At 74.0% G+C, this 14,644-nt stretch carries 11 protein-coding genes, 1 pseudogene and 1 riboswitch; of the genes and pseudogenes, 3 read left to right on the top strand and 9 right to left on the bottom strand.

The window, feature by feature from the left end; all coding sequences use genetic code 11:
• Positions 1-13: 13 nt before the first annotated feature.
• Both ectA and ACZ6C6_RS00335 read right to left on the bottom strand, forming a co-directional pair.
• Entirely contained in the window at positions 14-478 is a 465-nt protein-coding gene (ectA, locus tag ACZ6C6_RS00340) for a diaminobutyrate acetyltransferase (protein ID WP_164404379.1), read from the bottom strand.
• Positions 479-863: 385 nt separating this feature from the next.
• Positions 864-1,970, bottom strand: a complete 1,107-nt coding sequence (locus tag ACZ6C6_RS00335) for a pyridoxal-phosphate-dependent aminotransferase family protein (protein ID WP_469197582.1) — start codon at positions 1,968-1,970, stop codon at positions 864-866.
• A gap of 133 nt (positions 1,971-2,103) precedes the next feature.
• On the opposite strand from ACZ6C6_RS00335, the gene ACZ6C6_RS00330 reads away from it, so the two are divergent.
• Positions 2,104-3,204, top strand: a complete 1,101-nt coding sequence (locus ACZ6C6_RS00330) for an amidohydrolase family protein (RefSeq protein WP_469197580.1) — start codon at positions 2,104-2,106, stop codon at positions 3,202-3,204.
• A gap of 326 nt (positions 3,205-3,530) precedes the next feature.
• The gene (locus ACZ6C6_RS00325) at positions 3,531-4,577 is read left to right on the top strand and encodes an SCO1860 family LAETG-anchored protein (RefSeq protein WP_469197578.1); all 1,047 of its coding nucleotides are present in this window, start codon (positions 3,531-3,533) and stop codon (positions 4,575-4,577) included.
• A 367-nt stretch (positions 4,578-4,944) separates the two neighbouring features.
• Here the strand turns inward: ACZ6C6_RS00325 and cobC are convergent.
• Positions 4,945-6,555: pseudogene (gene cobC, locus ACZ6C6_RS00320) on the bottom strand (Rv2231c family pyridoxal phosphate-dependent protein CobC).
• A gap of 6 nt (positions 6,556-6,561) precedes the next feature.
• On the opposite strand from cobC, the gene ACZ6C6_RS00315 reads away from it, so the two are divergent.
• The gene (locus tag ACZ6C6_RS00315) at positions 6,562-7,284 is read left to right on the top strand and encodes a ZIP family metal transporter (protein WP_073968386.1); all 723 of its coding nucleotides are present in this window, start codon (positions 6,562-6,564) and stop codon (positions 7,282-7,284) included.
• 5 nt (positions 7,285-7,289) lie between these two features.
• Here the strand turns inward: ACZ6C6_RS00315 and ACZ6C6_RS00310 are convergent, their stop codons facing one another.
• From ACZ6C6_RS00310 to ACZ6C6_RS00285, 6 genes are all read right to left on the bottom strand, one after another.
• Positions 7,290-8,834: a cobyrinate a,c-diamide synthase gene (locus ACZ6C6_RS00310; RefSeq protein ID WP_469197576.1), complete on the bottom strand. Its 1,545-nt coding sequence runs from the start codon at positions 8,832-8,834 to the stop codon at positions 7,290-7,292.
• Positions 8,828-9,427, bottom strand: a complete 600-nt coding sequence (cobO, locus tag ACZ6C6_RS00305) for a cob(I)yrinic acid a,c-diamide adenosyltransferase (RefSeq protein WP_018104683.1) — start codon at positions 9,425-9,427, stop codon at positions 8,828-8,830. Before cobO ends, ACZ6C6_RS00310 begins: the two co-directional genes overlap by 7 nt.
• Entirely contained in the window at positions 9,427-11,457 is a 2,031-nt protein-coding gene (locus tag ACZ6C6_RS00300) for a putative cobaltochelatase (RefSeq protein WP_469197573.1), read from the bottom strand. Before ACZ6C6_RS00300 ends, cobO begins: the two co-directional genes overlap by 1 nt.
• Complete coding sequence (locus ACZ6C6_RS00295; protein ID WP_469197571.1) at positions 11,454-13,007, bottom strand: cobyric acid synthase; 1,554 nt, start codon at positions 13,005-13,007, stop codon at positions 11,454-11,456. Before ACZ6C6_RS00295 ends, ACZ6C6_RS00300 begins: the two co-directional genes overlap by 4 nt.
• A complete protein-coding gene (locus tag ACZ6C6_RS00290) occupies positions 13,004-13,996 on the bottom strand; it encodes a cobalamin biosynthesis protein (RefSeq protein ID WP_469197569.1) in 993 nt (330 codons plus the stop codon). Before ACZ6C6_RS00290 ends, ACZ6C6_RS00295 begins: the two co-directional genes overlap by 4 nt.
• A 124-nt stretch (positions 13,997-14,120) precedes the next feature.
• Positions 14,121-14,248: riboswitch (cobalamin riboswitch) on the bottom strand.
• A 147-nt stretch (positions 14,249-14,395) separates the two neighbouring features.
• On the bottom strand, positions 14,396-14,629 hold the full coding sequence (locus ACZ6C6_RS00285; RefSeq protein ID WP_469197568.1) for a hypothetical protein: 234 nt from the start codon (positions 14,627-14,629) through the stop codon (positions 14,396-14,398).
• Between the last annotated feature and the right edge of the window lie 15 nt (positions 14,630-14,644).

Here is a 14,644-nt window from a genome sequence, read left to right as displayed (position 1 = left end):
GGGAAGCGCGCGCTCAGGCGTGGAACGGGCCGATGCGGTACAGCACTTCCGGTAGATGGGTGCCTTCGGGGAAGAGTCCGCCGTCGAAGAGCACCTCGCGCTCCAGGGCCACGTCGTGGCGCCGCGCGTAGGAGGTGAACAGGCGGTCCGACGCGGTGTTGTCCGGGGTGACGGTCGTCTCGACCGAGGCCAGGCCCTGTTCGGCGGCGACCCGCGCGGTCAGGGAGTCCAGCAGCTTCGCCGCCAGGCCCGTACCGCGGTGGCCGTGGTCGACGGCCACCTGCCAGACGACGAGCGTCTCGGGGCGGTCCGGCCTGATGTACCCCGTCACGAAGGCGACCGGGGAGCCGGTCTCGTCACGGGCGACCACGGAGGTCGCCGCGAAGTCACGACACCACAGCAGGTAGCTGTACGAGGAGTTGAGGTCCAGGACCTCGGAGTCGCGGGCGATGCGCCAGATCGCGGCTCCGTCCTCCACTCGTGGCGTGTCGATCGTAAGGAATTCGCTTCGGGCACTTGCAAAATCTGCTGGTGCGGCGGTCATGGCATTTGAATTTACCCAGCAAGTTTTTAAATTGCATCGACGTGAGGGGTTGGGTGAGACAGGTGTCTGTGTTATCAGGCGGGTGCGCGCACCGGCGCGAGCAGCCTTTGTTTTCTGGCGTTATGTCCGGTATTTATCGGGCAAATCTCCGGCTGTGTGGAGTCGGTCACAAGCTCATAACTCTCCCCACACACAACCGGAATGGGGTACGGAAACGGCTTGAAAACTGAGGCGTTTAGTCCTGGAAGAAGCGGGCATAAGAATGCGGGGAGCTGTTCTGATTCGGACAGCTCCCCGCATTCTTTAATGGACGTGCTTTTTATGCGCTGGGCCAGGTTTCCGAAACGGCCTTCCGGGCAGCCTCCAGATCGACCTGCCGGCCGGTCCCGGCCAGCGCCGCCCCCAGAGCCGCGAGCGAGGAGAGCACCGCGCCCCGCGTCGCATCCACCCCGTAGTGATTGACCCGGATCATCTCCTTGGCCAGCGCGCCCCCGCCCGCGATGAGCGGCAGCGAGGGCTCGCCCGCGAGCGCCCGCGCGACCAGCTCGGACGCGTCCACGCCCTCGGGCGTGCGCAGCGTCGTCGCCACCGGCGCCGCGTCCCGGGCCTCGTGGACGTAGGGGGTCAGGCCGCCGCCCAGCGCCACCGCACCGGCCCGGGTGGCCGCCGCGGCAGCCGCGTGACGGGCCATCACCGCGTCCGCGCCCTCCGCCTCGATCCGCTCCACGCACGCCTCCAGGGCGAGCATCTCCAGCTGGGCCGGGGCGTGCAGCAGCGCCTTGCGACCGCCGTCGATCCAGCGCTCCTTCCAGTCGAGGAGCGAGAGGTAGGACCGGCGCGGCGCCTGCGGGTTGGCGGCGATCCGCTCCCAGGCCCGCGCGCTCACCGACACCGCCGAGACCCCGGCGGGCCCGCCCATCGCCTTCTGCGCCCCGATCACGCACAGGTCCACGCCCCAGGCGTCCGGCAGCAGAGGCTCGGCGCCCACCGAGGCGACCGCGTCCAGCATGAACAGCGCGCCGTGCGCCCGGACCACCTCGCCGATCTCCGCGACGGGGTTGGTGTTCCCGGTCGCCGCCTCGGCGTGGACCAGCGAGACGAAGTCGATCTCCGGGTGCGCGGCCAGCGCCTCGGCGACCTGGTCGGCGGTGACGGCCGTGTGGAACGGCACCTCCAGGTCGATGACCTCGGCCCCGCAGTCGCGCAGCCAGTTCCCGAAGGTCTGCCCGTAGGGCCCGGTCACCACGTTCAGCGCCGTCGAACCGGGCCGGGCGCCGCCCCGGATGCAGCCCTCCAGGGGCAGCAGCGCCTCGCCCTGCATGATGACGACGTCCTGCTCGGTGGCCAGCAGACCGGCCACCCGCCGCTCGATCGCCGCGAAGTGCGCGGCGGTCAGCGGAGCGAGGTCGAGGAAGGGGTGCGTCACGGCGGTGCTCTCTTCGGTTTCGGTCGGCGGGCTCCGGCCTGGTGACCGGGCGCCTCCGAGAGTACCCAGCAGCGTCCGGACGGGCCGGGACAGGGCATGTCGCACCCGGTGGGCCCCTCGTACAGTGCTGTGCATGAGTGATCACGAGGCATCGCGGGTGCTGCATGTGAAGGGGCGGGTGCTCGTCGGACCCGAGGAGGTCAGGGACGAGGTCTGGGCGGTCGGCGGCCGGATCACCTACGAACGGCCGCCCGGCGCGGACGACGCCGTCACCGTCACCGGCTGGGCCCTCCCCGGTCTGGTCGACGCCCACTGTCACGTAGGACTCGACCACCACGGCGCGGTGGACGCGGCGACCAGTGAGAAGCAGGCCCTGGACGACCGGGAGGCCGGGGCGCTGCTCCTGCGGGACGCGGGCTCGCCCGCCGACACCCGGTGGATCGACGACCGCGAGGACCTGCCGAAGATCATCCGGGCCGGCCGCCACATCGCCCGGCCCCGCCGCTACACCCGCAACTACGCCTGGGAGGTCGAGCCCGACGAGCTCGTCGCCCACGTCGCCCAGGAGGCGCGCCGGGGTGACGGCTGGGTGAAGCTGGTCGGCGACTGGATCGACCGCGAGGTGGGCGACCTGACGGCGCTCTGGCCGCGCGAGGCGGTCGAGGCGGCCATCGCGGAGGCGCACCGGCTGGGCGCCCGCGTCACCGCGCACTGCTTCGCCGAGGACTCGCTGCGCGACCTGGTCGAGGCCGGGATCGACTGCGTCGAGCACGCCACGGGCCTCACCGAGGACACCATCCCGCTCTTCGCGGAGCGCGGAGTGGCGATCGTGCCGACCCTGGTCAACATCGCCACGTTCCCCTCGCTCGCGCAGAGCGGCGAGGCGAAGTTCCCGCGCTGGTCCGCCCATATGCGCCGGCTCCACGAACGCCGTTACGACACCGTGCGCGCCGCCTACGACGCCGGGATCCCGGTCTTCGTCGGCACCGACGCGGGCGGGGTCCTCGCGCACGGCCTGGTGGCCGACGAGGTGGCGGAGCTCGTCAAGGCGGGCATCCCGGCCCTGGAGGCGCTGTCCGCGACGACGTGGGGGGCGAGGGCCTGGCTCGGCAGGCCGGGCCTTGAGGAGGGGGCGCCGGCCGACCTCGTGGTGTACGACGAGGACCCGCGGGCGGACGTGCGGGTGCTGGCCGGGCCGCGCCGGGTCGTTCTGAACGGCCGCGTGATCGCCTGACGCACACCGGGTTGACCAGCAGTGACCCGAGGGCGGCCCGCTCGTTGATCCTTCTCCGCGCCTGCGGAGAGCCGGCGTCACGGGCCGCCCTCGCGCGGTCCGAAACGCTCCGGCGCTCAGTGAAACGGGTGAACCCGAGGAACGCACGTGCCGGAATATTCGAATACAGGCGCGGAAACCCCCCTTTGGAGTGAACTGGCCTCAGGTGTCCGCCAGTTCACCCTCTGTGCGTAAAGATTCACGGAGTCGAGGCCACCGGTGCCCGCGATGTCCCCCATTGGACGGCGCGCCGGTGGCTCCATGTCTCCTGTGGGGGTTCCACCATCTTGAACAGCAACACCTTCCGCCTCGCCGCCCTGGCGGTCGCCGCAGCTCCTGTCGCCGCCCTGGTCGCGGTCCCGGCTCACGCCGCCCCCGCGACGACCACCACGGCCGGCGGCGACGGGAAGGCGAGCGCGGTCGTGCTCCGTACCGCGCTCGACGTCTCCCTCCTCAACAAGACGGTCGACGTGCCGTTGAAGGTGACCCTCAACGAGGTCCAGGCACCGCGCAGCGCCGAGCAGACCGCGCTCAGCGTGCGGCTCGACGGGGTGGACCGCGGAAAGCCGTTCAGCGTCCTCAAGGCCGACGTGGCCACCGCGAAGGCCACCGCCGACAAGCACCGGGCGGCCGGCTACAGCAACCTCGCCAACGCCCGGGTGAGCCTCCCCGGGCTCACGGCGTTCCCGCTGATCGCGGTGGAGAAGGTCACCTCGAAGGCGGTCTGCGAGACGGGCGGCCGGCCGGTCGCCGAGTCCAACGTGCTCGGCCATGTGTCGGTGCTCGGCAAGCGGGTCACGCTCACGGCGGGCGGCACCACGCGGGTCGCGGTGCCGCATGTCGGCGAGGTGACGCTCGACCTGTCGAAGACGGAGACCACCTCGCGCACGGCCGCCGCTGTGGCCCTCCGGCTGAAGGTGTCGGTCAACCCGCTCGAACTGAACGTCGCGGACGTCAAGGGCGAGGTCACGCTCGCGGAGGCCACCTGCGAAACCCCGAAGGGCCACGGCGGCCACACGGGCGGCGGCGGCAACGGGGGCAACGGCGGCAACGAGAACGGCGGCGCGACCGGGGGCGGTTCGACGGACGGCGGCTCGGGTGACGGCGGCAACGAGAACGGCGGCTCCACGGGCGGCGGCGACAAAGCCGGCTCCACCGGGGGCGGCGACGTGAAGACCCAGACGGGTACGGACCAGGCCCCGGCGGCCACGGACGCCGACCTGGCCGAGACGGGGAGCAGCTCCAGCACGCCGTACATCGCGGGCGGCGCGGCATTGCTGCTGGCGGCCGGTGCGGGCGCCATGGTCCTGACCCGCCGCCGCGCCCGAGGCTGACGGCCCGAGGGGAGGGGCCCAGGGGGAGGGGTGGTGAGCGGTGCTCCGAGGGGGGAGCGCCGCTCACCTGTCGGAGCATCGCTCACTTGGCAGAGCATCGCTCACTTGGCAGAGCGCCGCGCCCCGGGTGGGGCGCCGTCATGGGCCGGAGCATCGCTCACCGGCGCGAGCGCAACCGGCCATTCGGAGCGCCGCTCACCCACGAGAGCACAGCCCGCCGCTCGGAGCACCGCTCACGACAGGGGCGCCGCCCCGCGATCCGGGGCAGCGCTTACAGGCGAGACCACCGCTCCCAGGCGAGAGCCCCGCCCGCCACCCGGAGCACCGCTCACCCACAAGCACACCGTCCGCCCCCCGGAGCGCCCCTCTACCGCCCCGCCACAGTCAGCGCCTGGAGCGCCAGATCCAGCGCCTGCAGGAAGCGGTTGGTCGTCGTCCGGTCGCGTACCGCCAGCCGCAGCCAGTCGTCCCCGAGCCCCGGAAACGTATCTCCTCGCCGCGCCGCGAACCCCAGCATCCGCAGCCGCTCCCTTATCTCGGCGGCCCCGTCGATGCGGATCAGGACGAACGGCCCCTCGGCCGGCTCCACCACCCGGATCTCCGTGAACTCCCGCAGCCCGGCGACCAGATGCGCCCGGTCGACCACGATCCGGTCCGCCGCACCGGCGGCCTCCGCCAGCGCGCGCGGCTCCACGCACGCCTCCGCCGCCGCCAGCGCGGGCGACGACACCGGCCACAGCGGCTGCGCCTCCTCCAGGGTGCGGATCGTCTCCGGCGCGGCCGCCACGTAACCGATGCGCAGCCCGGCGAGCCCCCAGGTCTTGGTGAGACTGCGCAGGACGACGAGCCCGGGGACGTCCGTGCGCCCGCACAGGGCCTCGCGCTCGCCCGGCACCGCGTCCATGAACGCCTCGTCCACCACCAGGGTCCGGCCGGGACGCGCGAGGCGTTCGAGGACGGCGGCGGGATGGAGGACGGACGTCGGGTTGGTCGGGTTGCCGACGACCACCAGGTCCGCTTCGTCGGGCACGTCCGCCGGGTCGAGCCGGAAGTCGTCCTCGGCCCGCAGCAGCACCCGCCCCACCTCGTGCCCGGCCGCGCGCAGCGCCGACTCGGGTTCGGTGAACTGAGGGTGCACCACATACGGCCGCCGGGCGGGCAGCGCACGGGCGATGAGGACGAACGCCTCCGCCGCGCCCGCCGTCAGCAGCACGCGCTCGGGCGGAAGTTCGTGGCGCGCGGCAACGGCATCGCGGGCCTCTCGGCCGTCCGGGTACGCGGCGAGCGTGCCCAGGGAGCCGGCTATACGTTCCTGCAGCCAGGCCGGAGGGGTGCCGGCCCGTACGTTGACGGCGAGATCGGTCAGATCCCGGCCCCGTCCGCGTACTTCCGCGTCGCCGTGGTGACGCAGATCGTGGGTGCCCGCGCCTGTCGCGTCGGGACTCTCAGTGGGAGTGTGCATGACCGCCGTGGTGGGGGTGTGGTGTGGGGGTGTGCGCCGTGGCCTGGGTGGACTCCGGCAGGATGACTATGCGCCCCGCACCCGGTTTCACGCAACGGTCCCGACGGGCCGGCGCGCGACCGCGCAGGTGGCCATCGACGGGCGGCCGTCGCGCGGCCGTGACGTCCTTTTGGGGACGAGGAGTTGGCCGCCCTCGGCGAGAGCGGCGGCCTCGGCCACCGAGGGGGTGCCGAGGGCGGCGAGTGCCGCGCCGGAGGGGTGCGGCACGGGGACCAGGGCGAGCACGTCCGCCGGGTACGCGCGGAGCGGAACCCCGAGCCGGGCGGCGGCGGTGAGGAGCCCCGGCTCACGGGCCTTCGCCGTCACGGTGACCAATTCGGCGATCTCCGTGAGCCCTGCCTCCCGCAGCACCCCCAGGACCAGCCCGGTGACTTCGTCGGCGGAGACGCCCCGTGAGGCGCCGACGCCGACGACCAGCGCGCCGAGATGCGTGGAACGGGGTGCATCGGCTAGCAAGAGGCCATGGCGGTGTTCGTCGCGCTCGGCGCGTTCCTGATGACCCTGGCGGGCGGCTGGGTCGCCCAGCGCGTCAGCGACCGCCGCCACCTGGTCCTCGGTCTGGCCGGCGGGCTGATGCTCGGCGTGGTCGGCCTGGACCTGCTGCCCGAGGCGGTGGAGGCGGCGGGCGGCCTCGTCTTCGGCGTCCCGGCGGCGCTGCTGCTGTTCGTCGGCGGCTTCCTCGTGGCCCACCTGGTGGAGCGGCTGCTCGCGGTGCGCCAGGCGGCCCACGGAGCGGCCGAGGAACGGGTACCGCAGGTCGGGCTGACGGCGGCGGCCGCGATGGTCGGCCACAGCCTGATGGACGGGGTGGCGCTCGGCGCGGCCTTCCAGGTCGGCGGCGGGATGGGGGCGGCGGTCGCGCTCGCCGTGATCACGCACGACTTCGCGGACGGCTTCAACACGTACACGATCACCAGCCTGTACGGGAACGCCCGCCGCAGGGCCCTCACGATGCTCTTCGCGGACGCGGCGGCCCCCGTCGTCGGGGCGGCGACCACGCTGCTGTTCACCCTGCCGGAGGAACTGCTCGGCTGCTATCTCGGCTTCTTCGGCGGCGCGCTGCTCTACCTCGCCGCCGCCGAGATCCTGCCCGAGGCCCACCACGACCACCCGGCCCGCTCCACGCTGCTGTGCACGGTGGCCGGGGTGTGCTTCATCTGGCTGGTGGTGGGCCTCGCCCAGTGACCCCGTCACCCCCGGCACCGCTCGACGAACCGCGCGGCCGTGCCGGGCGAGGCGGCCCAGTGGGTGTGCAGATAACTCGCGTGTACGTTGCCCCGGACGAACCCCTCGACGCGCCGCTCGGGCCGGTGCATGCCCCAGGCGGGCTCGTCGCCCGCCCCGGGCTCGATGACGGTCCGGTGGAACTCGTGCCCCCGCATCCGCGCCCCGGCGGGCGCCAGCACGTTGTCGGTGAGCGCCACGGCGTCCCGGTACCCGAGCGTCAGCCGCTTGGTCATCCGCGCATCGGCGTCGAGCACCCCGCACATCGGCAGCCCGTCCAGAGACCGCGCCAGATACAACAACCCGGCACACTCGGCGGCCACCGGAGCCCCCGAGCGCGCCAACTCCGCCACGGCCTTCCGCAACGCTTCGTTGGCCGACAGCTCGGGCGCGTACACCTCGGGGAACCCGCCCCCGATGACGACGCCCCGGGTCCCCAGCGGCAACGCCTCATCCCGCAAAGGATCAAAGGTCACGACGTCGGCCCCGGCAGCGGCAAGCAGCTCGGTGTTCTCGGCATACGAGAACGTAAAGGCGGCCCCACCGGCAACGGCAACGATGGGCCGCGAGGCCGCCCCACCCGGCTCCATCGCCGCGCCACCGAGCACCTTCGCCGTCCCACCCAGCTCCTGAGCCGTACCACCAAGCCCCTCCGGCGCTTGAGGAGCGGGGTCCGGGGCAGGGCCCCGGTTACGGGAAGAGTGGGGTCTCCCCGGCTCGAACGAAGCTGAGAGCTTGGGGATGGGGAGGGGAACAGCCCCGCCGAAGGCGCCCCCCACCGCCGCGTCCGCCCCCCAAGCCGCCTCCGACAACGGCGGAGCCGACCGCGCCAACGCCAACAACCCCTCCAGGTCGCACCCCGCAGCCACCTGCCCCGCCATAGCCGCGACAGCGGCCACCGCATCGGACCGTCGCTCCGCCACCGGCACCAACCCCAGATGCCGCGACGGCACAGCAACCCCCTCCGCCCGCCGCAGGGCGCCCAGCACCGGAACCCCGGACTCCTCCAACGCCTCCCGCAGCAACGCCTCGTGCCGGTCCGATCCCACCTTGTTGAGGATCACCCCGCCGATCCGCACCCCCGCGTCCCAGGACGCGAACCCGTGCACCAGCGCCGCGACCGACCGCGACTGCGACGACGCGTCCACGACGAGCACCACCGGCGCCCGCAGCAGCTTCGCCACCTGCGCGGTGGACGCCAGCTCACCGAGCCCCGAGGCGCCGTCGTACAGGCCCATCACGCCCTCGACCACGGCCAGCCCGCAGCCCCGCGCGCCGTGCGCGAACAGCGGGGCGATCAGCTCGGGCCCGCACATGTACGCGTCGAGGTTGCGCCCCGGGCGCCCCGTCGCCAGCGTGTGGAAGCCGGGGTCGATGTAGTCGGGGCCCACCTTGTGCCCGGACACGGCGAGCCCGCGCGCGGCGAACGCGGCCATCAGCCCCGTCGCGACGGTGGTCTTGCCGCTCCCGGACGAGGGCGCGGCGACGACCAGGCGGGGGACGTTCACCACTCGATGCCCCTCTGGCCCTTCTGCCCGGCGTCCATCGGGTGCTTGACCTTCGACATGTCCGTCACCAGGTCCGCCGCGTCGAGCAGCGCGGCGGGCGCGTTGCGGCCGGTGATCACCACGTGCTGCGTACCGGGGCGGTCGCGCAGCACCGAGACGACCTCGTCGGTGTCGATCCACCCCCAGTGCAGCGGATAGGCGAACTCGTCCAGCACGTACAGCCGGTACGTCTCGGCGGCCAGGTCGCGCTTGACCTGCTCCCAGCCCTCCCGGGCCTTCGCCTCGTTGTCCGTCTGGTCGTCGCGCTGGACCCAGGACCAGCCCTCGCCCATCTTGTGCCAGGCGACGGACCCGCCCTCGCCGCTCGCGCCGAGGACCTTCAGCGCGTTCTCCTCGCCGACCTTCCACTTCGCCGACTTGACGAACTGGAAGACCCCGATGGGCCACCCCTGGTTCCAGGCGCGCAGCGCGAGCCCGAAGGCCGCCGTCGACTTCCCCTTGCCGATGCCGGTGTGCACCATCAGCAGCGGCCGGTTGCGCCGCTGCCGGGTGGTGAGTCCGTCGTCCGGCACGCTCTCCGGCTGTCCCTGCGGCATTACGCGACCCTCCTGTCGGTGTGCCCGGGGCCCGCGCCCCGGACGTCCTTGACCAGCCCCGCGATCGATTCGGCGCGCAGCTCGTCCAGCGTGACTGCGGTGCCGCCCAGGTCCGCGGCGAGGCGAGCCGCGAGGCCCAGCCGTACCGGGCCCGCCTCGCAGTCCACGACGACCGACGCGGTGCCCTCGGCCGCGTGCAGCCGGGCGGCCCGCGCGGCGAGCGCCACCGGGTCCGGCCCGCCGGTCGCCCGCCCGTCCGTCACCACGACCAGCAGCGCCCGCCGGGACGGGTCGCGCAGCCGCTCCACCCGCAGCACGTCGTGCGCCTTCAGCAGCCCGGCGGCCACGGGGGTGCGCCCGCCCGTCGGCAGCGACTCAAGGCGGGCCGCCGCCGCTTCGACCGACGAGGTCGGCGGCAGCGCGACCTCCGCCTCCCGGCCCCGGAAGGTGACCAGGCCGACCTTGTCGCGCCGCTGGTAGGCGTCCATCAGCAGGGACAGCACCGCGCCCTTCACGGCGCCCATGCGCTGCCGGGCGGCCATCGACCCGGAGGCGTCCACGACGAACAGGACGAGATTGCCCTCGCGCCCCTCCCGCGTCGCCTGCCGCAGATCGTCCCGCCGCACCACGAGCCCCCGCCCGGAGCGGCCCCGCGCACGCTGGTGCGGGGCGGCGGCCAGGACCGTCGCGGCCAGATGCAGCTTGGTCAGCGCGCCCTCGGGCCGCCGCGCACCGGTCGTCCGCCCGTGCTCGGTGCGCGCCCGGGACCGCCGCCCCGCAGCGCCCTCGCCCAGACCGGGCACGCTGAGCATCTTCGTACGGAACGGCTCACCGGCCCGTGCGGGCTGCTGCTCACCGCCCTGGCCCGGTACGGGCGCGCCCGAACCGGGCGGCGTGTCGTCCGCCCCGTCGACGAGTGCGGTCGGCGTGTCGGGCACGTCTCCCGGCGGCAGCCCGCCGCCTCCGCCTCCGCCGTCGCCCCCGTCACCGGGCCCGTCCGGTTCCGGCTCGTCGTCCCCGCCGCCGTTCTGCTCCAGCGTGTCGTCCAGCTTGTCCTCGTCGAGGCCCGGCGCGTCGAAGGGATTGCGCCGCCTCCGGTGGGGGAGCGCGAGCAGCGCCGCCTGCCGGACGTCCTCGGCGCGTACGTCGGTGCGCCCCGCCCACGCCGCCAGCGCGGTCGCGGTCCTGGCCATGACGATGTCCGCCCGCATCCCGTCGACCTCGAAGGCCGCGCAGGTCGCCGCGATCTGCCGCAACGCCCGGTCACCGAGCACCACTTGGGGCAGCAGTGCCCGCGCGGCGGTGATCCGGCCCCGCAGCTCCGCCTCCTCGTCGGCCCAGCGCGCCGCGAAGCCCGCCGGATCGTCCTCGTAGGCGAGCCGCCGCCGCACGACCTCCACCCGCTGGTCCGTCTCCCGGGACGCCGCGACCTCGACGGTCAGCCCGAACCGGTCGAGCAACTGCGGCCGCAACTCGCCCTCTTCGGGATTCATCGTCCCCACGAGCAGGAACCGCGCCGCATGCCGTACGGAGACGCCCTCGCGCTCCACGTACGAGGCGCCCATGGCCGCCGCGTCCAACAAGAGGTCGACCAGGTGGTCGTGGAGGAGGTTGACCTCGTCCACGTACAGGATTCCGCGGTGCGCGTCCGCGAGCAGCCCCGGTTCGAACGCCTTCACGCCCTCCGCGAGGGCCCGTTCGATGTCGAGCGCCCCGACGAGCCGGTCCTCGGAGGCGCCGACCGGAAGCTCCACGGTCCGCGCCGCCCGCGACACGCCGGCCGCGTCCTCGTGCGGGCCGTCCGGACACGCCGGGTCGGGCGAGGCGGGGTCGCACGAGAAGCGGCACCCCGGCACGACGGGGACCTCGGGCATCAGCGCGGCCAGCGCGCGTACGGCGGTCGACTTGGCGGTGCCCTTCTCGCCGCGGACCAGGACCCCGCCCACGGCCGGGCTGACCGCGTTGAGCAGCAGCCCGAGCCGCAGGTCGTCCTGGCCGACGATGGCGGTGAAGGGGTAGGGCGTACTCACAGGGCCTCCTTGACGGGGATGGCGGGCGCGCCGGGCGGGATGAACGGCAGACCGGACGGCGCGCCCGACTCGATGAGCCGCCACAGCGCGTCGGTGTCCGCGTGCTCCTCGATCAGGTCGCCGAGGCGGTCGAGCTGTTCCTCGCGCAGCGCGGCGAAGCAGGTGTCGGGGGCGGGCACGAAGCGGCGGCCCGCGATCCGGGCGACCTCGGTCAGGAACCGGCGGCGGAACGCGTCGCTCTCCAGCGAACCGTGCCAGTGCGTCCCCCACACCGCCCCGGAGCGGCAGCCGTCCAGCGGGGTGCCCCGGCCGTCCGTCAGGAAGGGTTCGCCGCCGCGCACATCGGCGACCCCGTGGTGGATCTCGTAGCCCTCGACGGGCTCACCGAGCGCCACTCCGGACGGCCGGGCCAGGGTCTTCTCGCGCTCGAAGCGGACGCGCACGGGCAGCAGGCCCAGCGCGTCGACCCGGCCGGCGCGCGACTCCACCTCGTCCTCGACGCGCTCGCCCAGGATCTGGTAGCCGCCGCAGATGCCGAGCACCGGCCGCCCCTCGGCGGCGCGCCGCCGCAGCGCCCCGGCGAGCCCGCGCTCGCGCAGCCAGGCGAGCGCCTTCACGGTGCCCCGGGTGCCCGGCACGATGACGAGGTCGGCGTCGGCCAGCTCCTCGGGCCGGTCCACGAAGCGGACGACGACGCCCGGTTCGGCGGCCAGCGCGTCCACATCGGTGAAGTTCGACATCAGCGGGATCGCGCACACGGCGACGCGCAGGACGTCCTCGCCGTGCGGCGGCGCGACCGTCGACTCGCGCACGGTGCCGCGCAGCGACACCCTGAGGCCGTCCTCCTCGTCGATGCCGAGCCCGTGCGCGAAGGGCAGCACCCCGTACGTGGGACGGCCCGTCAGATCGCGCAGCATGTCGAGCCCCGGCTCCAGCAGTGAGACGTCGCCCCGGAACTTGTTGACCAGATATCCCGCGATCAGCTCCTGGTCCTCCGGCGCGAGCAGCGCGGTCGTCCCGAAGAACGAGGCGAACACCCCGCCGCGGTCGATGTCCCCGACCACCATGACCGGGAAGCGCGCGGCCCGGGCGATGCCCATGTTCACGATGTCCGTGCGGCGCAGATTGATCTCGGCGGGCGAGCCCGCGCCCTCGCAGATCACCGCGTCGTACGTGCTCCGCAACTGCTCCAGGCAGTCCGTGACGGTGGACAGCAGGCGCTCCTGCCGCCCGCCGTGGTAGCCGCGGGCGCTCATCTCGCCGACCGGCCGCCCCATCAGGACGACCTGGCTGGAGCGGTCGCCGCCGGGCTTGAGCAGCACCGGGTTCATCAGGGCGGTCGGCTCGACGCGGGCGGCCTGGGCCTGCATCGCCTGGGCCCGGCCGATCTCGGCGCCCTCGCGGGTGACGAAGGAGTTCAGCGACATGTTCTGCGCCTTGAACGGGGCGACCTTCACCCCCCGGCGCACCAGCCAGCGGCAGATGCCCGCCGTGACGACGCTCTTGCCCGCGTCCGATGTGGTCCCGGCGACCAGCAGTCCGCCGCTCATATCGCTCTCCGTCCAGCAGTACGGGATCCGTGAGGTCTCCGGGCCCGGCGCGCGAGGGCCGCCGCGCCCAGCCGGGCGGCCACGGTGACGCCGAGGGCGAGCACGCCCACCCGGCGCGACAGGCGCACGGCGCGCTCGATGTCCCCGGTCTCCACCGCCCGCCCGGCCTCCCCGTTGAGCACGGGCCGGTGCTCGACGCGCCCGCCGTACGCCAGGGTCCCGCCCAGCCGTACGCCGAGCGCCCCGGCGAACGCGGCCTCCACGGGCCCCGCGTTGGGGCTCGGGTGCTTCGCGGCGTCCGCCCGCCAGGCCCGTACCGCCTCCCGGGGACGGCCGCCGGAGGCCACGGCGAGCACGGCGGTGAGCCGGGCGCCGGGCCAGCCCGCGAGGTCGTCGAGCCGGGCAGAGGCCCAGCCGTACCTCAGGTGGCGGGGCGACTTGTGGCCGACCATCGCGTCGAGCGTGTTGGCGGCGCGGAAGCCGACGAGCCCGGGGACACCTGCGAGGGCGCCCCAGACGAGGGCACCGACCACGGCGTCCGAGGTGTTCTCGGCGACGGACTCGACCACGGCCCGCGCGATCCCGGGGCCGTCCAGCGCCCGCGGGTCGCGCCCGCACAGGTGCGGCAGCCGCTCCCGGGCCGACTCGATGTCGCCCGCGGCGAGCGCCCCGCCGATGGCCCGGGCCTCCCGCCCCAGCGACGTACCGCCGACGACGGACCAGGTGGCGGCGGCGGTCAGGGCCACGGACGCGGCGGGGTGGCGGCGCAGGGCGCGGGCGGCGAGCGCGGCGCTCCCGGCGGCGCCCCCGGCGCAGATCAGGGTGTGCAGGGCGCCCCGGCCGCGGTGGTCGCGCCAGAGCCGGTCCTCGACGGCCGCGGCGGCCCGCCCGAAGGCGGCGACCGGGTGCCCCCTGCGAGGGTCACCGAGCAGCAGGTCGCCGATCAGGCCGGCGGTGGCGCCGTACGCGTAGATGCGATCGGCACGCACGGTTCAGCCGGCCGTGCCGGAGTCCGCCGACGAGGGCTGTGGGAAGAGGTGCGCACGGCAGCCGGGCATGGCGATATGTCCTCACTCAGGGTCCGCGCCCTGGTTCGACGTGACGGCGACAGGGAGTCTCCTGGCTTCCGGATCGGCGGATTCCCCCGGTCTTCCAGCCCGCTCGCGCGGGCCGTGACGTGCGGTGGGGGACCGCTCCCCGGTGACAGTGGCGGGACCGCGCCGGATTCGCACCGGCTTCCTCTGCTGTCGCCGTAATGGCTCCGGCAGTCCACCACGCCCCGCGAACGCCCGTCAACTCGCCGTTGACCTGCGACGGCGCGCCGTGGGCGGACGCACATCGGGCCGGACGCGCACGAGGTGCGTCCGGCCCGATGGGGTGGTGAGGCGTCAGGCGACGATCAGATAGATGCCGTACGCGACCGCCGCCGCGCACAGCCCGAAGCAGACGTACGCCCCGGCGCGCGCCAGCAGGACCGATCCGCCCGCCGTACCGCCCTCGGCGGCCGTTTCCGGCTGCCTGGAGAGGCCGACGATGCCGAGCGTGAAGAGGCCCACCAGGGCGACGGTGGCGACGAGGGAGACGCCGAAGACGGTGCCCAGAGCTGCCCAGTCGATGTTCATACGGGGTGTCCTTTA

It is taken from the genome of Streptomyces sp. NPDC041814 (genome assembly GCF_055590565.1).
This window is presented reverse-complemented; position numbering and strand designations above follow the sequence as displayed.